The 19802-nt window shown below is 70.8% G+C and carries 15 protein-coding genes and 1 pseudogene; 3 read left to right on the top strand and 13 right to left on the bottom strand.

Going from position 1 to position 19802, the window contains the following annotated elements:
- Together ACWD3I_RS35860 and ACWD3I_RS35855 are read right to left on the bottom strand one after the other, a co-directional pair.
- The coding region (locus tag ACWD3I_RS35860) for a carboxyl transferase domain-containing protein (RefSeq protein ID WP_451084273.1) at positions 1-491 on the bottom strand (491 nt) is incomplete at its 3' end.
- 154 nt (positions 492-645) lie between these two features.
- Positions 646-2982, bottom strand: a complete 2337-nt coding sequence (locus ACWD3I_RS35855) for a polysaccharide lyase 8 family protein (protein ID WP_365413945.1) — start codon at positions 2980-2982, stop codon at positions 646-648.
- Positions 2983-3117: 135 nt separating this feature from the next.
- Here ACWD3I_RS35855 and ACWD3I_RS35850 point away from each other — a divergent pair, with 135 nt between their 5' ends.
- Positions 3118-3672 (top strand): YceI family protein, encoded by a 555-nt coding sequence (locus ACWD3I_RS35850; RefSeq protein ID WP_365413947.1) that lies wholly within the window; start codon positions 3118-3120, stop codon positions 3670-3672.
- Between the two features lie 57 nt (positions 3673-3729).
- On the opposite strand, the gene ACWD3I_RS35845 is transcribed toward ACWD3I_RS35850, so the two are convergent.
- Positions 3730-4290: a YdeI/OmpD-associated family protein gene (locus tag ACWD3I_RS35845; RefSeq protein WP_365413949.1), complete on the bottom strand. Its 561-nt coding sequence runs from the start codon at positions 4288-4290 to the stop codon at positions 3730-3732.
- A gap of 222 nt (positions 4291-4512) precedes the next feature.
- Here ACWD3I_RS35845 and ACWD3I_RS35840 point away from each other — a divergent pair, with 222 nt between their 5' ends.
- Positions 4513-5295 (top strand): serine protease, encoded by a 783-nt coding sequence (locus ACWD3I_RS35840; RefSeq protein ID WP_365413951.1) that lies wholly within the window; start codon positions 4513-4515, stop codon positions 5293-5295.
- 12 nt (positions 5296-5307) lie between these two features.
- Positions 5308-5498: pseudogene (locus tag ACWD3I_RS35835) on the top strand (hypothetical protein); the annotation flags it as partial.
- Positions 5499-5759: 261 nt separating this feature from the next.
- Here ACWD3I_RS35835 and ACWD3I_RS35830 read toward each other — a convergent pair.
- From ACWD3I_RS35830 to ureA, 10 genes are all read right to left on the bottom strand, one after another.
- The gene (locus ACWD3I_RS35830) at positions 5760-7112 is read right to left on the bottom strand and encodes a hypothetical protein (RefSeq protein ID WP_365396391.1); all 1353 of its coding nucleotides are present in this window, start codon (positions 7110-7112) and stop codon (positions 5760-5762) included.
- 64 nt (positions 7113-7176) lie between these two features.
- Entirely contained in the window at positions 7177-10197 is a 3021-nt protein-coding gene (locus ACWD3I_RS35825; protein WP_365396388.1) for a glycoside hydrolase family 3 N-terminal domain-containing protein, read from the bottom strand.
- 197 nt (positions 10198-10394) lie between these two features.
- A complete protein-coding gene (gene cimA, locus ACWD3I_RS35820; protein WP_365396385.1) occupies positions 10395-11999 on the bottom strand; it encodes a citramalate synthase in 1605 nt (534 codons plus the stop codon).
- A 310-nt stretch (positions 12000-12309) separates the two neighbouring features.
- A complete protein-coding gene (locus ACWD3I_RS35815) occupies positions 12310-13590 on the bottom strand; it encodes a TolB family protein (protein ID WP_365396382.1) in 1281 nt (426 codons plus the stop codon).
- Positions 13591-13629: 39 nt separating this feature from the next.
- Positions 13630-14904: a TolB family protein gene (locus ACWD3I_RS35810; RefSeq protein WP_365396379.1), complete on the bottom strand. Its 1275-nt coding sequence runs from the start codon at positions 14902-14904 to the stop codon at positions 13630-13632.
- A 114-nt stretch (positions 14905-15018) separates the two neighbouring features.
- Positions 15019-15624 carry a TetR/AcrR family transcriptional regulator gene (locus tag ACWD3I_RS35805; protein WP_365396376.1) on the bottom strand — a complete coding sequence of 202 codons (606 nt, stop codon included), beginning with the start codon at positions 15622-15624 and terminating at the stop codon, positions 15019-15021.
- Entirely contained in the window at positions 15621-16121 is a 501-nt protein-coding gene (locus tag ACWD3I_RS35800) for a hypothetical protein (protein ID WP_365396373.1), read from the bottom strand. The genes ACWD3I_RS35805 and ACWD3I_RS35800 overlap by 4 nt, the downstream gene beginning before the upstream one ends.
- Positions 16122-16130: 9 nt before the next feature.
- A complete protein-coding gene (locus tag ACWD3I_RS35795) occupies positions 16131-17156 on the bottom strand; it encodes an agmatine deiminase family protein (protein ID WP_365396370.1) in 1026 nt (341 codons plus the stop codon).
- Positions 17157-17173: 17 nt separating this feature from the next.
- Positions 17174-18886 carry an urease subunit alpha gene (locus ACWD3I_RS35790; protein ID WP_365396367.1) on the bottom strand — a complete coding sequence of 571 codons (1713 nt, stop codon included), beginning with the start codon at positions 18884-18886 and terminating at the stop codon, positions 17174-17176.
- Positions 18883-19578 carry an urease subunit gamma gene (gene ureA / locus ACWD3I_RS35785; protein ID WP_365396364.1) on the bottom strand — a complete coding sequence of 232 codons (696 nt, stop codon included), beginning with the start codon at positions 19576-19578 and terminating at the stop codon, positions 18883-18885. The genes ACWD3I_RS35790 and ureA overlap by 4 nt, the downstream gene beginning before the upstream one ends.
- Positions 19579-19802: the final 224 nt, after the last annotated feature.

The following is a 19802-nucleotide window of genomic DNA, read 5'->3' as shown; positions in this document are numbered from 1 at the left end:
GTGTTGCGCTGGAAGATGCCGCCGTACCCGGCCAGCGCCGAAACGCCCTCCTGGATACGGGCGCCCGCGCCGTCGTTCAGCGACACCAGCGGAGCGCCGGCCGCGATGGCCATGTCCATGATCTTGTGGATCTTGGTGGCGTGGGCCTCGCCCAGCGCGCCGCCGAAGATCCGGAAGTCGTGGGCGTACACGAAGACCGTGCGGCCCTCGACCGTGCCCCAGCCGGTGATGACACCGTCGGTGAACGGCTTCTTGGCCTCCAGGCCGAACCCGGTCGCCCGGTGCCGGCGCAGCTGCTCGACCTCCTGGAAGGAACCCGCGTCGAGGAGCAGCTCGATGCGCTCCCGGGCGGTCAGCTTGCCCTTGGCATGCTGCGCCTCGGTCGCCTTGTCACTCGGTCCGGCCATCGCCTGCGCACGGATCTCGTGCAGCTCGGCCACTCGCCCCCGTGCGTCCGTCGGCTCACCCGGCGCGTCATCCAAAACGGTCATGTAGTGACCTTACGAAGTGCGACAAGGAAAGCGGGCCGTCGACTCCGTACAGTCTCCGGACCGTTTTCCTGGTACCCCTGAACAGAACCTCGGAGCCATGCAGCCATTCCGACTGCTCAGGGGGCGTCCCGCTTGTAGAGATCACACAAAGCCATCAGCTGAGAGCCACCTCACATTCATGTGGGGCACATGCCCTCCCCGGGGTGATTCTGAGGCGCAGACGGCGGCCCGTGGCGAGGATCTCGACCGAGTCGTCGGCCCGGATCACCGCGCGGACCGGATGGTCCCAGCCGATCTCCACCGGCTCCCCCGTCCGCGACGGCTCGCTCACGCAGAGGGTAGCGGTGCGGCCCCGGCGGCGTACCAGCACGCTCGCGCCCGCGGAGGCGGCGAGCGGGCCCGCCGTACCGGCCTGCCAGAAGGTGGCGGCCGTCAGGCCGAGGGAGGGGATGTGGACCGCCTGGCGGGTGCCGTCATTGGCGAGCACCTTCAGCCACTGGCGGTCGGCGGCGCGGGTCGCGACCCCGTGGCGGGACGCACCCGGCATCAGGACATAGACGTACGACGCGTCCGTCGGGTCCGTGCCGTGGTCCAGCCAGAGGGTCTGCCAGCGGCGGGTGGCCCGCTCCGTCGTACTGGTGGTGTTGATGTCCGACCAGGCACCGGTGCGGTCCTCGCGGAGGGTGCGCAGTTCGCCGTACGGCACCACCCAGCCGCCGTGGCCCTCCAGATGCGCCCAGCCACGCCCCCGTACGAAGGCCGGGGTGCCGCCCTCCCCCAGGTTGCGGTTGTCGACGACGGTCTCGACCGGGACGCCGTCGGCGCAGGTGATGCCGGCGCCCAGGCAGATCACCGCGTCGGCGACACAGAACCACGACTTGCGCGCTTCCAACGTCGAGCCGAGGCCCTTCAGATGCTGTCCGATCGCCGCGTACTCGCCGTCGGTGACACCTCCGACCCAGCGCGCGTCGGGCTTGGGCTCGCCCCATTCGCCGCCGGCCCTGTCGGGCAGCCGACGCGTGGAGACGGTCGTGCCCGGAAGGCGGTACCAGTCGACGGTGGGCCAGTACCAGTCCGTGTACTGATCGGCCCGGTCGGCCCGGCCGCCGGTCCACCAGTAGAGCATTCCGGCTCCCGTGTGCCAGCCGCGCGGGTTCTCGCCGTTGCCGCACTCGTAGTACGCGATGCGGTCGCTCGCCATGGCGATGTTGGCGACGAAGCCGGGGCGGCGGTGGACGGCCCGGTCCATGGCGGCGAAGAGCCGGTGGCCGACGGGGTCGGGGGCGGCGGGCACGGGTGACTCGGCTACCGCGTGCAGTCGGGCGAGGTCGGCCACTCCGAACTGACGCGCCGTCAGGATCGGTGAGACGGTGTCCCGTTCGATCCATCCCTTGATACGGCCGTACCAGCGCTCCCGCTCGGCCTCGCTCGCCCCGCCCGCGAGGAGGGCGGTCGCCGCGATGACGCCCTGGCCGTGGAAGTGGTCGCCGCGCAGCACGTGCCGGTCGTCGCTCTTGAGGTAACCCCGGCTGATGGCACGGCCGTTGACGCTGTCCATCATCAGACCGTCATGGATCAGGGGCGCGTAGGCGTGCTCGACGGCGTCCAGGACGATCTGCCGGTTCGGGTCGGTCACGGCCCACTCGGAGCCGGCGAGCAGGGCGAAGAGACGGCCGAGGCCGTCCAGGAGGACCTGACCGTAGGTGCCCGAGTAGGCGACCCAGGTGTGCTGGACGAACGAGCCGTCGGCGTAGAGGCCGTCGCCCTGGACGACGTACGGGAAGACCGGTGAGAGCGCGTCCCGGGCGAGGGCGATCTTGGCGGGCGCCCGGCCGAGGATGCCGCGCAGGGCGACGGAGCGGCACAGGTCGACGCGGTTGGCACCGGTGGACGTACCGGAGTAGTCGCCCAGCATCGTGTCGGGGATGAAGTGGTCGACGGCGGCGCAGGCGGCCTCCCGCTGGGCGTCGGCGAGGTGGTCGTACAGCGTGGCCGTGAGGTCCATGAGCAGACGGGGGCTGCCGATCTGCCATTCCCACCAGTTGCCGTAGCGGGTGGTGGAGGGGTTGTAGATCGTGGCGGAGAGGTGGTCGAGGCCGCGGAGGACGTCCCCGAGGAGGGACTCTTCGCCGGTGGAACCGCTGCCCGGTTGGACGTAGGCCTGGGCCATGGTCCACAGGCGGCCGTAGCTCTGGGTGATGCCGGACGGCGGGTCGTAGGGATGACCGGGCCACAGGGAGGTCGCGGTGGGGGTCATGGTCCCGCGGAAGCCGCGGGCGAGTGCGCCGGTCTCGGCGAGGCGGGCGGCGTACGGCTCGGCGGTGGGGTCGTATCCGGTACCGAGGGCGATGGCGAGCCAGCGGAGGCGGAGGGCGCCGTAGGGGTCGGGGTCGGCGGCGCGGGCTCCGGGGGTGGCCGTGGCGAGGAGCGCCGCGGTGAGCAAGGCGGCCCGGCGGGTGAGCCTGAGGGGGCCTCTGGGATGCGGGTTCATGCCCTGGGCATCTACCACCTCAGCGTAATCACGCCAACACTTTGCGGATGATGTTGAAACTTGTACGGAATAGGTCTACCGTCGTTCTCGTTAGGTAATTCAACGTTCAACTTCCTCACCCCCAAGGAGCACGCCATGGCGACCACCGACCTGACCGCCCTGACCGGCGACTACTCGATCGACGCGGCCCACTCGACGATCGGCTTCACCGTCCGCCACGCCATGGTGACCAACGTGAAGGGGAAGTTCCTCGACTTCAGCGGCTCGCTGCACCTGGACGGCGGCGACCCGTCCGCGTCCTCGGCGTCGATCGACGTCAAGATGGACAGCATCGACACGGGCTCCGCGGACCGGGACGGCCACCTCAAGAGCGCGGACTTCTTCAAGACGGACGAGTTCCCGACGATGACCTTCCGCTCCACCAAGGCGGAGGCTCTCGGCGACGAGGACTACCGCATCACCGGTGACCTCACCGTCCTCGGCACCACCAAGCCGCTCACCATCGACCTCGAGTTCAACGGCGCCGCGAAGGACCCCTTCGGCAACGAGCGCGTCGGCTTCGAGGGCAAGGCGACGATCCTGCGCTCCGAGTGGGGGCTGACCTGGAACGCGGCACTGGAGACGGGTGGCGTGCTGGTCTCCGACAAGATCAAGCTGAACTTCGACATCTCGGCGATCAAGAACGCCTGACGCGTCTTTCGTGAGCATGCCCGCCCTCGTGTCCTTGAGGGCGGGCGCTCGGCGTTCTCAGCCGTCGCGACCGGACAGCTCCTCCAACCTGGCCACCGCCGAGGCGACCTGAGCGGCCCGGCTCTCCGGGGTGAGGGCCCGCAGCACACCGAGCATGACCTGGTACCGGTCCGTCTTGCCGAGCCCCTCGAAGGCCGCGCCGGCCCGCGGGCTGCGCTCCAGCGCTGCGGCCAGATCGTCCGGCACCCCGGCCTCCTTCTGGGACAGGTACGCCGCCGCCCACCGTCCGTCCGCCTTCGCCGCGTCGATCTCCGCGAGGCCGGTGTCACGCATCCTGCCGTCGGCGATCAGTTCCTCGACCCGCCGGACGTTGACCATGGACCAGAGGCTGCCGGCGCGGCGCGGGGTGATCCTCTGGAGGAAGTGCGAGGCGTCGAATCCCTTGCGCTGACCGGTGATCCAGCCATGACAGAGGGCCACGTCATTGACTTCGGCGGCGGTGACGGAGGGGATGCCCGAGCCCTTCTTGGCGACCTTCACCCAGAGGCCGGGGTGGGGGGCCGGGTGGGTGGTGAGCCAGGTGTCCAGGGCGGCGGCGGAGGCGAAGGTTTCCGACATGGGGCGACAGTACGCCGCCATTAGGTCGGTTCCTGTCCTAAGCGTCGCGGGACCGGACTGGCCGAATCACACCCCTTGTGCGGCCTGTCACAGCGTTCTCATAATCCAGCAACAGATTTGACCTGCCCATGCCAGTGGATGGGTGTCTCTTTGCGTTCCCTCTTGGCATGCGCACGACATATCTGCGACTGAGTACTTCCACCCCCCACGGAAGGCATCACGTTGAAGAGACTCCTCACGGCCCTCAAGAGATGCGTGGCCCTCGGCGCCGCCGCCCTCGCGATCGCCAGTCTTCAGCCCGTCTCGGCCGCTCAGGCCGCTCCCGCGCCCGTCGTCGGCGGAACCCGTGCCGCGCAGGGCGAGTTCCCGTTCATGGTCCGGCTCTCCATGGGCTGTGGCGGCGCGCTGTACACGCAGCAGATCGTGCTGACCGCCGCGCACTGTGTGAGCGGGACCGGTGCGAACACCTCCATCACCGCCACCGCCGGTGTCGTGGACCTGCAGTCCACCAGCGGGCGGGTCCAGGTCAGGTCGACGTACGTGTACCGGGCTCCCGGGTACAACGGTGACGGCAAGGACTGGGCGCTCATCAAGCTCGCCTCGCCGATCAATCTGCCGACGCTGAAGATCGCCACGACGACGCAGTACAACACCGGGACGTTCACCGTCGCCGGGTGGGGTGCGGCGAGTGAGGGTGGGGCTCAGCAGCGGTACATGCTCAAGGCCACCGTGCCGTTCGTGAGTGACGCGACGTGTCGTTCGTACAGCGGGTACAGCGGGCTCATCGCGAGCGAGGAGATCTGTGCGGGGTATGCCGCGGGTGGGGTCGACACCTGTCAGGGTGACTCCGGTGGGCCGATGTTCCGGCGGGACGCGAGCAACGCGTGGGTTCAGGTCGGCATCGTGAGCTGGGGTATTGGGTGTGCTCGGGCCAACGCGCCGGGTGTGTACTCCGAGGTGTCGACGTTCGCGTCGGCGATCGCGTCGGCTGCGGCTTCTCTCTGACGCGCGGGTTGTCTCGTACGAACTTCCGCGGGCTCGGCGTGTGGTGCGCCGGGCCCGTGTCCGTGGACGGGAGCTTCTTCGCCCCCGCCGCCCTTACCCGTCCCATCCCCAGGGGCTCCGCCCCTTCGACCCCACTGGGGCTCCGCCCCAGACCCCGATCGGCCCCGAAAGGGCCTCGTCCTCAAACGCCGGACGGGCTGAGAGTGCCTGGACCCGCGTCGAAGGGCTCCGTCCCAGCGGGTGGGTGGGGGATCGGCACGGCACACCTCGCCCCCTGACACCGGACAGGCTGAGAGTGCCTGGACCCGCCTCGAGGGGCTCCGCCCCGGCGGGTGGGTGGGGGATCGGCACGGCACACCCTCGTCCCTTGACTCCGGACGGGCTGAGAGTGCCTGGAGCCGCGTCGAAGGGCTCCGTCCCGGCGGGTGTGGGGCGGCGAGTCTTCGTCCTCCAACGCCGTTCGGTCAGAATCCTCCTCCCCCGCCGAAGTCGCCGCCTCCTCCGAAGTCGCCGCCGCCGAAGCCGCCCGAGAAGTCGTCGGAGTTGAAGTCCGCGCCCGAGACGTCGCCGCCTTCGTAGGTGCCGCCGAAGTCGCCGTAGCCGGAGCCGTAGTCGGCGGCGTAGGCGGGGGTGGCCATCATGCTGCCGAGCATCGTGCCGACGAGGAGGCCGGGGAGGAGGCCGCCGCCGAAGTAACCGCCGGCCCAGGGGCCGTAGGCGGGGCCCGCGTCCCAGTAGGGGCGGCGGCCTTGGTCGGTGTCGACCTCGCGCATCACCGGGTCGCGGCCGTCGGCCAGGCGGGTCGCGTCGGCCGCGCAGACCGGGACCTCGCGCGGGGCACCGCTGGGCGGGGTCCAGGTCGCGTCCGTGGTCGACGGGCCGTGGCGGGGGTCGAAGAAACAGGGTGGGCGGCGGTCCGGGAGAGGCCGGCTCTCCCTGCGGGCGGCCAGTCGTGCCAGTGAGAAACGGCCGTCCTCCAGTGCCTGGGTCACCGCGCGGGCCTCCTCCGGGTGCTGCGCGGCCGCCATGAACGACTTCGCCTTCTCGTAGGCGTCGAGCGCGTGCTCGTAGTCCTCGCGCATGGCGTCGTCCGCGCCCGGTTCGGCGGGGTGGAAGTCCAGGCGGTCCAGTTCCTCGCCGAAGGCGGTGATGTCCTCGTCCACCATGACCCGCAGCTTCTCCAGGGCGGCTCGCTGCTCCTCCGCGTGGCGGCGGCGGTTGCGGCGGACCAGCACGTACGTGCCCACGCCACCGGCCGCCAGCACGGCGCCGACCGTCACCAGCGCGCCCGCCGGGACGCCTCCGCCGTCGGAGGACGAGCCCCAGCTCGCGGGCGCCGAGCCGCCCATGTTGGCCAGGGCCTGGTCCGCGAAGTCGTCGAGCTGGGTCTTCGCGTCACTCTCGCCCTCGACACTGGCGACGAGGTTGCGCACGGCCGTCCTGGGCAGGACCGAGGAATCCGCGCCCGCGTCGAAACGGTCGCCGACCCGCACCGCGTACAGGCCGGTCACGCCGGTCGCGGTGCGCAGGTTCCGCAGGAGGTTCTCGGTCGGCTGGTCCGCGGGCAGGACCGCCACGAACAGGGCCTTGTCCGCGTCCTGGATCTGCTCGGCGAGCGCGGCGGCGTCCCCGGAGGACAGCTGCGCGGAGGCCGCCGGGTCGACGTACACCGGACTCTCGCGGAGCGCCTCGGCGATCTTGGCGACGCTCGTGGCGGCGGAGGCGGGCGCGGGGACCGCCCACAGTACGGTCAGGGCCGCGAGCACCAGGGCCGCCAGCAGCCCTGGGAGGCTTCGGGTCCGTAGGACGGACTTCATACTTCGAAGCTACCCGAAGCCTCCCAAAACAGCCTCGGCCGAGACAGCCCCGGCCAAGACATTCTCAGCCGGTCGCCCGATAGGCCTCCGTCAGTTTCGCCACCGCCGCCGCGTACCGCCCGGTGAGCAGCAGATGGTCCGCGTCGGCGAAGGGCTTCGCCGACGCGGCCGTGATCTTCTTCTGCTGGACGATCAGCCGTGCCTTGGTCACGATCGCGCGGCCCGCCTCCTCGGCCCCGGCCTTCTCGGCCACCGCCGCCGCGACGCCGAGCGCCTTCAGCGTCGCCGCGCCGCCCTCCGGCGCCTTGGTCAGCGTCGTGAGGCCCCAGCCGTACGGGAACTGCGGGTCGTACGACGTGTCGCCGACGTTGATCGGCAGCTGGTCCTGCGACTTCGGCCAGGTGACGGGGAGCTGCCCGGTGAAGCCGCGCTTGCCGTAGAGGACGTCCGCGACGCCGTCGCCCTCCGTGCCGGGCAGCCAGGAGGCCACCAGCGCGTCGATCTCGCCCAGCCGGTCGCCGATGAGCTGGGGGCGGCCGGAGACGATCAGCACCGCGCACTTCATGGCCGCGCAGACCTTGTCGACGGCCGCCTGGTCGGCGGGGCTCAGCTGCAGGTCATGACCGTTGCCGACGTCTCCGACGCCCTCGGCGTACGGGGTCTCGCCGACGACGACCACTCCGATGTCGTGGCCGGTCGTGGGGGCGGAGGCGTCCTTGGAGTACGTCAGCTGCGCGGAGTTCTTCCGCATGGCCTCCACGATGGTCGTGCCGGGGGTGATGTCGCCGGACGCGCCCTGCCAGGTGACGGTCCAGCCGCCGCTCTGGTTGCCGATGTCATCGGCGTTGGAGCCGGCGACGTACACGTTCTGGGACTTCTTCAGCGGCAGCACACCGTCGGCGTTCTTCAGCAGTACCTGCGACTCGGCGGCCGCCCGGCGTGCGACGGCCCGGTGCTCGGCGGAACCGATCTTCGAGGCGCCGCTGGTGTCGGCGTACGGCTTCTCGAAGAGACCGAGGCGGAACTTCTGCGTGAGGATGCGGGAGACCGCGTCGTCGACGCGCTGCTCGCTGACGCGGCCGGCCTGTGCCTCCTCCATGAGCGTCGTACGGAACTCCCTGAACGCGTACGGGACCATGACCATGTCGACGCCCGCGTTGACGGATGTACGGACGTCGGAGGCGCGGTCGCCGGGGATCTGGTCGATGCCGTCCCAGTCGCTGATCACGAAGCCGTCGAAGTCCATACGGCCCTTGAGCACGCCGTTGATCATGTCGGCGCGGGCGTGCATCTTGACCGGGCCCCGGCCGTCGCCGAGGACGTCGAGCGAGGAGTACGAGGGCATCACGGTGCCGACCCCGCGGTCGACGGCGGTCTTGTACGGCGCCAGGTGGACGGCGTCCAGCTGCTGCCGGGTGACCTTGGTGACGCCCTGGTCGATGGTGTAGGTGCCGGTGGTGGAGGAGCTGTACTCGGTGCCGCCGTCACCGACGAAGTGCTTGGCGGTGGCGAGGACCTTGTCGTTGTCCTTCAAGTCCTTGCCGTTCCGCGCCCCTTGGAGGCCCTGGATGACCGTCTCCAGGGAGTCGACGAGGGCCGGGTCCTCACCGAAGGACTCGTAGGAGCGGCCCCAGCGTTCGTCGCGGGTGACGCAGAGGCAGGGGGCGAAGTCCCAGGGGATGCCGGTGGCGCGGACCTCGGCGGCGGTCACCGCGCCGGTCTGCTGGGCGAGTTGGGGATTCCTGGAGGCGCCGAGGCCGATGTTGTGGGGCATGACGGTGGCGCCGACCAGGTTGTTGTGGCCGTGGACGGCGTCGACGCCGTAGACGAGGGGGATCTGGAAGCGGGTTGCCTGGGCCCGGAGTTGGAAGCCGTCGATCATCTTCGCCCAGGCCTCGGGGGTGTTGGGCGTCGGAGTGGAGCCGCCGCCGGACAGGAGCGAGCCGAGGTCGTACGCGGCGACGTCCGCCCCGGTCCCCACGGCACCGCGCTCGGCCTGGGTCATCTGGCCGGCCTTCTCCGCGAGCGACATACGGGAGAGGAGATCGGCGACGCGCTGTTTCACCGGCAACTTGGCGTTCAGATACGGCAGTCCGTGCGCGTCGACGACGATCTGCGGGGTCTCGGCCGGGGACTTGGCGCCGGTGACGGTGAGTGCGAGGGGGATGGTCTCGGCGGACTCGGCCGACCTGTCCTTCAGCGTCGGTACCCGGACGGTCCGTGTGGCGCCGGAGACGGTGCCTGCCGGGAAGGTGACGGTCCCGCTGACCGGCGTGTAGTCCTTGCCCGGGTCGGCGGTGCCGGTCGTGGCCGTCTCGTAGGCGACGGTGACGGGTTCGTCGATCGGGGCGGAGCCGGTGGTGGCCACGGAGATCTTCACGGTCGCCGTACCGCCCTCGTCCGTCGGGTAGACGGCGGAGTCGGTGAGGACGGAGGTGCGCAGTGACTGGTCGGCCTTGCCGTACAGCTCGACGCCGTCCATGGCGAACCGGCCCTGGATGCCTACGGGGAGGGTGACGGCGTAGCCCCATGTCTCGGTGAGGCCGAGGATGTGGTCGATGCCGCCGACGGGCTGGTAGTCCGTGCGATAGGCGAAGTCGGTGAAGGGGATCTCGATCTGTTTCCAGCCGCTGAAGTCGTCGGTGAAGGACGTCGTCCACAGCTCGGAGGCCTCGCCGTTGGCGCCGCCGTCCTTGAGCTCGAAGGCGACCTTCTTGCCGTTGTTCCGGCCTTCCCACCAGAAGCGGATGCCCTTGTGGGCGGACCAGTCGTGGGCGGGCTCGGCGAAGGCGAAGTCGTGGGTGAAGCCGCCGTAGCCGCTGATGTCGTAGGTGCCGGACAGAACGCGGTCGCCCTCGGGGGCGTCGGCGCGGTCCTCGAGCGCGAGCGTGGGCGGATCGTCGTTGTCGCTGCCCCAGGTGAAGATGCCTCCCGCGGGCGGGTTCGCGAAGGGCACCTCGCCCTCGAAACGGTCCACGGTCACCGGGGCGGGATCGTCGGCGGCCTGCGGCTGTGCCTGTGCGGACACCATCGGCAGCAGGGTTGTCAGCAGGGCGGCTGAGGCGAGCAGGGCGGTTCTTCGCATGGAGCTTCCCCCTTGGCTCTCGTTAGTCCACTCATGACTTACCTCACGCCGTGAGTTAACTGGTGGCCCGCAGGCCCGTCAAGGCGTCACGTCAGCCATTCAGCCCCAACTGGCGGTCCTGTCAGGCACGTTGCCCCAGAGCCGGCCATGAGCCTCGGCGAGTTCGAGGGCTCGCCGAGGGCTCCTGTCGAACACGGTTACTCGGCGGGCTGCACACCCGCCCGCAGCAGCCCGTACGTGTAAGCGTCCTCCAGCGCCTGCCAGGACGCCGCGATCACGTTCTCCGCGACGCCCACCGTCGACCACTCCCCCGCCCCGTCGGACGTGGAGATGAGGACGCGGGTCGTGGACTGGGTGCCGTGGACGCCTTCCAGGATGCGGACCTTGTAGTCGACGAGGTCGAGCTTGGCGAGCTGGGGGTAGATCTTTTCGAGGGCCACCCGCAGGGCGCGGTCCAGGGCGTTGACCGGGCCGTTGCCCTCCGCGGTGGCGACGATGCGCTCGCCCTTGGCGAAGAGCTTCACCGTGGCCTCGTTGGCGTGGCTGCCGTCGGGACGGTCCTCGACGATCGCGCGCCAGGACTCGACGGCGAAGTACTTCAGGGGCTTGCCCTCTACCTCGGCGCGCAGCAGCAGTTCGAACGACGCGTCCGCCGCCTCGTACGTGTAGCCCCTGAGCTCGCGCTCCTTCACGCGCTCGACGACCCGGCCGACCAGCTCGCGGTCGCCGCCGAGGTCGACGCCCAGTTCCTTGCCCTTGAGCTCGATCGAGGCGCGGCCCGCCATGTCGGAGACCAGCATCCGCATGGTGTTGCCGACCTGCTCGGGGTCGATGTGCTGGTAGAGGTCCGGGTCGACCTTGATGGCCGAGGCGTGCAGGCCGGCCTTGTGGGCGAAGGCGGACACTCCCACGTAGGGCTGGTGCGTCGACGGGGTCAGGTTCACGACCTCCGCGATCGCGTGCGAGATCCTCGTCATCTCGCGCAGCTTGCCCTCCGGCAGCACCTTCTTGCCGTACTTCAGCTCCAGGGCCGCGACCACCGGGAACAGGTTGGCGTTGCCCACCCGCTCGCCGTAGCCGTTCGCCGTGCACTGGACGTGGGTCGCGCCCGCGTCCACCGCGGCCAGGGTGTTGGCCACCGCGCAGCCCGTGTCGTCCTGGGTGTGGATGCCGAGCCGGGCGCCGGTGTCGGCGAGGACCGTGGAGACGACGGCCTGGATCTGGGCGGGGAGCATGCCGCCGTTGGTGTCGCAGAGGATGACCACCGAGGCGCCTGCTTCCGAGGCCGTCCGGACGACCGCCTTCGCGTACTCCGGGTTCGCGCGGTAGCCGTCGAAGAAGTGCTCGCAGTCGACGAAGACCCGGCGGCCCTGTGCCGTCAGATACGACACCGTGTCGCGGACCATCTCCAGGTTCTCGTCCAGCGTGGTGCGCAGGGCGAGTTCGACATGGCGGTCGTGGGACTTGGCGACCAGGGTGATCACCGGGGCACCGGACGCCAGCAGCGCGTTGACCTGCGGGTCCTCCGCCGCCTTGGCACCGGCCCGGCGCGTCGCGCCGAAGGCGACCAGCTGGGCGTGCTTGAACTCGATCTCCTGCTGGGCGCGGGCGAAGAACTCGGTGTCCCGCGGGTTGGCGCCGGGCCAGCCGCCCTCGATGAAGCCCACGCCGAAGTCGTCCAGGTGCCGCGCGATGGCCAGCTTGTCCGCGACGGTGAGGTTGATGCCCTCCCGCTGGGCGCCGTCGCGCAGGGTGGTGTCGAAGACGTGGAACTGGTCGTCGAGCTCGCTGGTTGCGGTCATGGTCTCAAGGCTCCTGAGGATTGGATCTCGGTCTGTACCGGAATGACCGGCTCCACCGTCCCCACATGGTCCCTCGCGCTCTCGCCTCTGGCTGCGGATGGGCCAGAAAAGCGAAAAACCTCTCGCGGGTGCGAGAGGTCTGCGCGCGGGTCGAGGACGACGGTGTCCGCCCGTACCTGGTCGTACGTGGCGGTCACTGCGGACCGGCGCGCCTGCTGCCAATAATCATGGCGAACGAGAGCACGGGGGCAGTCTGGCACAAGACTCCCCCGCGCTCACCGTCCGTCTCAGGATGCGAACCGGGTGCTGGTCAGCGCAGGTGGCGGACGAAGCCGTCGGTGACCCCGTTGGTGTCGTCCGGGACCAGTCGCGCGGAGCCGGACGCGAGGCCGACCGCCCTGCCGCCGCGGGTGACGGAGTAGAGGGTGACGTTCTCGTCCTCCACGGTGCCTCCGATGACCGACTCGGTGACGAGGCGGATCGATCCGGTGCGCAGGTCGCGCAGGTAGACGTTGCCGACGCCGAAGTAGCCCGTCTCCCGGTTCCGCAAGGTCGCCTCGTAGGCCACGTACCGGCCGTCGGGACTGATCTCGGGGCTCTGGGTACCGAACGCCGTCTCGGCGTTGTGGGAGATCCTTCGGATCTCGCCGCCGACCAGGTCACGCACGAACACGTCCGTGGTGTCGTTGGTGTCGCCCGGGACCAGGTCCGGGGCGCCGGAGCTGAAGGCGACGAACCGGCCGTTCGCGGTGAGCGAGCCGTCGTAGGCCTGGCTGGTCGGGGTGCCGTCGGGTGTGACGTTCAGTTGCTGCCGGGTGCCCTCGCGGATGTCGTACGCCCACAGGGCCGAGCCCGGCCCCCGGTACTGGAACTGGTTGTAGACCAGGCGGCTGCCGTCCTCGCTGACGTCGTAGAGAACGGACGTCCAGTCCGGACGGGCCCGGTCGCTGACGCGCTTGACGGTTCCGGTGGTGCGGTCGAGGAGGTAGAGCATCCGGTAGCCGTTGGGATCGTCGGCCTCCATCCGGTTGGGGCGGGCGGTGAAGGCGACGTAGCGGGCGTCGGCCGACATGGCGGCGCCGCCCACGTCGACGGAGCGTCCGTCGAGCCCGAAGCTGAGCCGCTGGGTGGTGCCGGTGCGGCGGTCGTGCAGATAGACGTCGTCGACCCACTCGTCGGCGGGAGGCGGCGTGTCCCAGTGGACGAGGTTGCGGGCCTGGGAGGTGAACAGCACGTACCGGCCGTCACGGCTGATGTCGGACGCGGACGACTCCCCGTCGGCCTGGGCTCCGCCGGTACTGACGTTGACCCGCTCGACCGTGCCCTTGCGCAGGTCGCGCACGAAGACGTCGGTGAGCCCGTTGGTGTCGCCGGGCACCAGGTTGGCCGCCTGGGACGAGAAGACGGCGAAGCGGGCGTCGGCGCTGAACTCGGGGCCGTAGGAGTAGCTGTCGCCCTGCTCGCCCGTGGCCGACTCGGTGATCCGGTCGGTGCGGGGTGCGGGAGCGGCGGCGGTTGCCGTGGTGGTGGACAGTGCGATGAGGCCGGAAAGGAGTCCGGCGGCGACTGCTAGACGTGTGCTGGCGTACAAGATCTGTTCCCCCTGTTGCGTACGGACTGCGATGTGCGGTCAGTGCAGGCCGCGTACGAAGACGTCGCGGTTGTCGTTCGTGTCTCCGGGCACCAGGTCGGTGGCCCAGGAGTCGAAGGCCACGACCCGGCCGTTCCGGCTCACCGCCGTGGCCGGCCAGCCCTGGTAGTCGCTCTCGCCGCCGTCCTGGGCGACGGTCACCCGCTGGGTGACGCCGGTGCGCAGGTCGCGGGAGAAGAGCGGGCCATGGGCGGTGTCGCCCGCCACGAGGTTCGTCGCGCCGCAGATGAAGGCGACCCGCCGGCCGTCCTCGCTGATCACCGGCTCGTACGACTCGGTGTCCAGTTGTTCCCCGGTCGCGCTGACGGAGACCCGCTCGACGGTGCCCTTCTTCATGTCCCGGACGAAGATGTCCTGCATGCCGTTGGTGTCCCCGGGCACGAGGTCGGGAGCGGCGGATTGGAACACCGCGTACCGGCCGTCGCCACTGAACGTGGGACGGCTGGTGCGCTGGTCCGCGCGGTCGAAGCGCTCCTTGAGCCCGGTTCGCCGGTCCCAGGTGTAGGCAGCCCCGCCGTGGCCGGGCCTTGCCTGGTTCATGGCGTACGCGACGCGGCTGCCGTCGGCGCTCATGCTGGGGGTGCCCATGATCCAGGAGTGACCGTCGTCGGTGGGCGGCGGTTCGGTGACGCTGACGAGGCGGGTCGTGCCCTTTTCGCGGTCGCGCACGTAGACGCCCGTCCCCAGGCGCGTGCTCGTGTCGCCGTGGTCGGTGAGCGAGGAGACGAACGCGATGTACCGCCCGTCACGGCTGATCACAGGATCGACGCCAAGGGCCGGTTTCTCGTCGTCGGTGAGGCTGACGACCTCGGTCCGGTCCTTCACCCGGTCCCAGAGGAAGACACCCGAGAACCAGTTGCCCTCCTCGGGCGACCCCGTGCCGCCCTTGAAGACGACGTACCGCCCGTCGGCACTGATGTGGGCGCCGTAGGCGAGCGTGTACTCGCCCCCGTCGTCGCGCACGCTGACCCGCTGGACGGTGCCCTTGCGCAGGTCGCGCAGGAACACGTCGGTGGACTGGTTGGTGTCCCCCGGCACCAGGTCGTCGGCGCCCGACTCGAAGACGACGAACCGGCCGTCACCGCTGATCGACGGAGTCCGCGAGTCCCCGGCCACCTGCTCGCCGCCGGCGCTCTCACTGACCCGCCGTGTCTCCCCTCTCTCCGGCGCGGCACCGGCCGCCACCGTCACCGTCGACAGCGCGATCGCCCCCGCGAGCAGCGCTACAGACGTCCCCCGCAAGACATTTGACATCGTTTCCCCCGTTGACACTGCTTCCCCCGGCCCTGTGCCGAGGGCTCTCTACGAGGCAAGCGCATCACACGACACAGGGCAATCCCCCGAATTGCGTACAACCCGGGCTCAGGGTCACGCGTCCGCGAGGAGGTTCTCGTCCAGGAACTCGCTTACGTGGCCGAGAATCTGCGCTCGGTCCGCGCCTCGCAGCCCGATCGCCACGTGGATGGAGAAGCCGTCGAGCAGCGCCCGCAGCCGGGCGGCGACGCGGTCCGGGTCGACCGCGCGGAACTCGCCCCTCGACACCCCTTCCGCCAGCAGGGCCACCAGGTCGCGGTGCCAGGCGCCCTCGATGGCGGCCTGCCGGTCGCGGGCGTCGGCGGGGGCGTTCTGCGAGCGGTTCCAGACCTCCAGCCACAGGGTCCAGTGGGGGTCGCGATGGCCGTCGGGGACGTACAGGTCGACGTACGCATCGAGCCGTTCGCGCGCGGTGGCCGTGCGGGTGAGGAGGCGGCCGCGCTCGGCGCCCAGCCGGCCCTCGCTCCACTCCAGGGTCCGGAGCAGCAGCTCGTCCTTGGAGTGGAAGTAGTACAGGAGGTGGCCGCTGCTCATGCCGACCTCGCGGCCGAGGGCCGCCATGGTGAGCTTCTCCAGGCCGAGTTCGGCGATCATCTCCATGGCGGCGACGAGTACGTCCTCGCGGGGCGGGGCGGGGGTGCGGCGGCGGGCGGGGGTCATACGACGGCCTCCACGCGGACGGCGTCCGGCAGGAAGTGCGTCTCGTACGGGCCGTAGCACTCGGAGAACAGCGTCGCCACCGCCGTGCCGCACTCCGCACAGACCTCGTTCGGCCCCTCGCGCCCGGGGCGGCCGCAGCACCCGATCTCCTCGACGGCGGGGTTGGCGGACAAGCGCCCACGGGCGTCCTCGGGGTGGACCACCCATGTGTCGCGCGGCCCGGCGGACATCAGGCACCCCGGTCCGTCGGGGTCGCCCATGCACACGTCTCCCGGGTGGGCGGATCCGCACCATTCGGGGTCGGGATGCGGCACATACGGCGCCCCGCACGGCTCCGGGTCCACCGCGTACGTCCCGCGCGGCAGGGTCGGCGGGGCGTGCCGGGAGCCGTCGGGGTTCTTCAGCCCCTCGTGCTCCGGGCGGGGCGGTACTTCCGGCAGGAGCCGCAGCGGCTCGGTCAGACGGCTTCCGCAGGCGGCACAGGTCAGCACGTTCACCCGTACGTTCTACCTGACCGTCGCCCTCGGCTGCTGCTGGGTGATGCAGTGGATGCCACCCCCGCCCGCGAAGATGGTCCGCGCGTCCACGAGCGTCACCGTCCGTCCGGGGAAGAGCCGGCGGAGGATGCCGGCCGCGAGCTCGTCGTTCGGGTCGTCGAAGGCGCAGAGCACGACGCCGCCGTTGCAGAGGTAGTGGTTGATGTACGAGTAGTCGACCCACTCCCCGTCCTCGTCCTTGAGGACCGTGGGGGCGGGGATCTCGACGACCTCCAGGCGGCGGCCCTTCGCGTCCGTCTGTCCGCGCAGGATCTCGACGTACTCCCGCGAGCGGGCGTGGTCGGGGTGGTCAGGGTTCCGCTGGCTGTGGACGACCACGGTGCCGGGCCCGGCGAAGGCCGCGACGATGTCGACGTGCCCCTGGGTGCCGTACGTGCCGTAGTCGCCGGCGAGGCCGTGCGGGAGCCAGATCGCCTTGCCGGTGCCGAGCCGGGCGTGGATCTCCGCCTCGACCCGCTCGCGCGTCCAGCCGGGATTGCGCCCGGCGCCGAGCTGGACCGTCTCGGTGAGCAGGACCGTGCCCTCGCCGTCGACGTGGATCGCGCCGCCCTCGTTGACCAGTGTGCTGCTCCGCACCGGCACCCCGGCAAGGTCCGCGACATGGCGGGCGATCTCGGAGTCGTGCTCCCAGCTCGCCCAGTCCTGTGCCCCCCAGCCGTTGAACACCCAGTCCACGGCGGCCAGTCGACGACCGTCGCTCACGAACGTGGGCCCGATGTCACGCATCCACGCGTCGTCGAGCTCGCGCTCCACCAGCTCGACGTCCGGTCCGAGCAGCTCGCGCGCGGACTCGCCCTGGCCCGTGCCGTGCACCATCGTCACCGGCTCGAAGCGGCGCACGGCACGGGCCACCGAGGCCCAGGCGGTGCGGGCCTCGGCGAGCTCCTCGTCGTCGGTGAAGGTCGCGTTGGGTCCGGGCCAGGCCATCCAGGTGCGCTCGTGCGGCTCCCACTCGGCGGGCATGCGGTAGGTCATCAGGAGCTCCAGGGGTCCTAGAGGAAGTACAGGCGGTTGAGGGAGACGGAGTCGGCCGGCTCGGAGCGCACCGGCTCGCCGTCGAGGGTGACCAGGCCGGTGCGCTGGTCGACATCGACCGCTCCGGTACGGGAGTTGAGGCGCAGGTCGGCCGGTCCGATGCCGCGGGTGCCGCGGACGGCGACCCTGCGGCGGCGGGTCGGCATCGAGTCGTTGCCCTGGTCGAGCGCCGCCTGTGCGACGAAGGCCACCGAGATGTCGGCGGGGGTGGCGCCGTACGCGCCGAACTGCGGCCCCAGCACCAGGGGTTCACAGGTGTCCGTCGCCGCGTTGGGGTCGCCCACCACGCCGTACGCCGGGAAACCGGACTTCAGTACCAGTTGTGGCTTCGCGCCGAAGTACTCCGGGCGCCACAGCACGATGTCGGCCAGCTTGCCGACCTCGATGGAGCCGACCTCGTGCGAAAGGCCGTGCGCGATGGCCGGGTTGATCGTCAGCTTGGCCAGGTAGCGCAGGACGCGTCCGTTGTCGTGGTCGTCGTCGGGGGCGCCGAACTCGGCCTTCATCTTCGCGGCCATGGCGAAGGTACGGCGGACCGTCTCACCCGCTCGCCCCATGCCCTGCGCGTCCGAGGAGGTGATGCCGATCGCGCCCAGGTCGTGCAGTACGTCCTCGGCGCCCATGGTCCCGGCGCGGATCCGGTCGCGGGCCATGGCGGCGTCGCCGGGCAGATCGGTCTTCAGGTCGTGGACGGAGACGATCATGCCGTAGTGCTCGGCGACCGCGTCCCGGCCGAAGGGCAGGGTGGGGTTGGTGGAGGAGCCGATGACGTTCGCGACGCCCGCCATCTTCAGCACGTTCGGGACGTGTCCGCCGCCGCAGCCCTCGATGTGGAAGGCGTGGATGGTGCGCCCCTCCAGGACGCGCAGGGTGTCCTCGACGGACAGGCACTCGTTCAGCCCGTCGCTGTGCAGGGCGACCTGGACGTCGTGCTCCTCGGCGACCCGCAGCGCCGTGTCCAGCGCCCGGGTGTGGGCGCCCATGTCCTCGTGCACCTTGAAGCCGGACGCACCGCCCTCGGCGAGGGCCTCGATCAGGGGCGCGTCGTGCGAGGACGAACCCCGGCCCAGGAAACCGATGTTGACCGGCCAGGCGTCGAAGGCGCTGAACGCGTGCCGCAGCGCCCAGGGCGAGTTGACGCCGACGCCCCACACCGGTCCGAACTCCTGCCCGATGACCGTGGTCACGCCGGAGGCCAGCGAGGCCTCCATGATCCGTGGCGACAGCAGATGGACGTGGGTGTCGACGGCCCCGGCGGTGGCGATGAGCCCCTCGCCGGACACGATGGACGTGCCGGTGCCGACGACGACGTCGACCCCGTCGAGGGTGTCGGGGTTCCCGGCCCGCCCGAGGGAGCAGATCCGTCCCTCGCGGATACCGATGGACACCTTGCGGATGCCCAGCGCCGCGTCGATCACGACGACGTTGCTGATGACGACGTCACAGGTCTCGCGGACAGCGGCGGCCTTGAGGTGCAGTCCGTCGCGGGCGGTCTTGCCGAAGCCGGCGAGGAACTCGTCGCCGTAGCGCTGGGAGTCGGCCTCGACGCGGATCGTCAGCCCGGAGTCGCCGAGCCGGATACGGTCGCCGGCGCGGGGGCCGTGGGTGGCGGCGTACTCGTGAGGGGTGAGGCGGCGGGCCTCGGCGGGGTGCCCTCCGGGGCGGCTCATCGGTCGGCCTCCTCGGTGGGTGCGCCCAGGTAGCCGCAGGCGGCGGCGCGGCGCAGGGCCTCCTCGCGGGCGCCGGGCGCGTCCAGCGGTCCGTCGACGAGCCCGGCGAAGCCGATGGCGACGCGGGCACCGCCGATCGGTGTCAGGCCGACCTCCAGCGACTCCCCCGGCCCGAACCGCACCGAGGAACCGGCGGGTACGGCAAGGCGTGTCCCGTAGGCCTCGGCGCGGTCGAAGTCGAGACGCGGGTTGACCTCGAAGAAGTGGAAGTGGGAGGTGACGGAGACGGGGACGGTCGCGGTGTTGGTGACCGTCAGCCGTACGACGGCCTCGGGTTCGGTGTGCCCGGGCCCGGGCAGCAGTGCGCCGGGAGCCTCGGAGCCGAGCCCGCCTCCGATCGGGTCGCTCACCACGGCCAGCCGGGACCCGTCGTCGAAGACGGCCTCGACATGCACCTCGGTGACGACGTCGGCGACACCGGGCAGCACGTCGTCAGGACCGAGCACCGCGCGGGCCCGCTCGATCGCCTCGGCGAGCCGCACCCCGTCCCGGGCGGCCTCGCACACGGTGTCCGCGATGAGCGCGGTGGCCTCCGGCACGTTGAGCCGCAGCCCTCGGGCGCGACGGGCACGGGCCAGCTCGGCGGCTCCGAAGAGCAGCAGCCGGTCGCGTTCGGTGGGGGTCAGCCGCATATCGTTCCCTTCTCTTAGAGCGCCACTCTAATCAGGGATATCGACGAAAGGAACCCTGGGCTCCTCTCACGGCAAGCATCACATTGAATGCCGTTCTAATACTGGTCACGATGTGCGCCCCGAAGGGGGCGCGGGGGAACGGCACGACCGGCCACCACGGCGCCGCGGCCGGCAGACGGCACGCGAAAGGGCCGCCGCGGACATGGAGTCCGCGGCGGCCCTGA

It is taken from the genome of Streptomyces sp. NPDC002817, assembly GCF_053592055.1.
This window is presented reverse-complemented; position numbering and strand designations above follow the sequence as displayed.

Bases quoted from the DNA above. Each gene is read 5' to 3' on its own strand.
- ACWD3I_RS35795 (WP_365396370.1), bottom strand. From the start codon at position 17,156: ATGACCTACCGCATGCCCGCCGAGTGGGAGCCGCACGAGCGCACCTGG.
- ACWD3I_RS35810 (WP_365396379.1), bottom strand. From the start codon at position 14,904: ATGTCAAATGTCTTGCGGGGGACGTCTGTAGCGCTGCTCGCGGGGGCG.
- ACWD3I_RS35855 (WP_365413945.1), bottom strand. From the start codon at position 2,982: ATGAACCCGCATCCCAGAGGCCCCCTCAGGCTCACCCGCCGGGCCGCC.
- ureA (WP_365396364.1), bottom strand. From the start codon at position 19,578: ATGCGGCTGACCCCCACCGAACGCGACCGGCTGCTGCTCTTCGGAGCC.
- ACWD3I_RS35790 (WP_365396367.1), bottom strand. From the start codon at position 18,886: ATGAGCCGCCCCGGAGGGCACCCCGCCGAGGCCCGCCGCCTCACCCCT.
- ACWD3I_RS35850 (WP_365413947.1), top strand. From the start codon at position 3,118: ATGGCGACCACCGACCTGACCGCCCTGACCGGCGACTACTCGATCGAC.
- cimA (WP_365396385.1), bottom strand. From the start codon at position 11,999: ATGACCGCAACCAGCGAGCTCGACGACCAGTTCCACGTCTTCGACACC.
- ACWD3I_RS35845 (WP_365413949.1), bottom strand. From the start codon at position 4,290: ATGTCGGAAACCTTCGCCTCCGCCGCCGCCCTGGACACCTGGCTCACC.
- ACWD3I_RS35830 (WP_365396391.1), bottom strand. From the start codon at position 7,112: ATGAAGTCCGTCCTACGGACCCGAAGCCTCCCAGGGCTGCTGGCGGCC.
- ACWD3I_RS35805 (WP_365396376.1), bottom strand. From the start codon at position 15,624: ATGACCCCCGCCCGCCGCCGCACCCCCGCCCCGCCCCGCGAGGACGTA.
- ACWD3I_RS35825 (WP_365396388.1), bottom strand. From the start codon at position 10,197: ATGCGAAGAACCGCCCTGCTCGCCTCAGCCGCCCTGCTGACAACCCTG.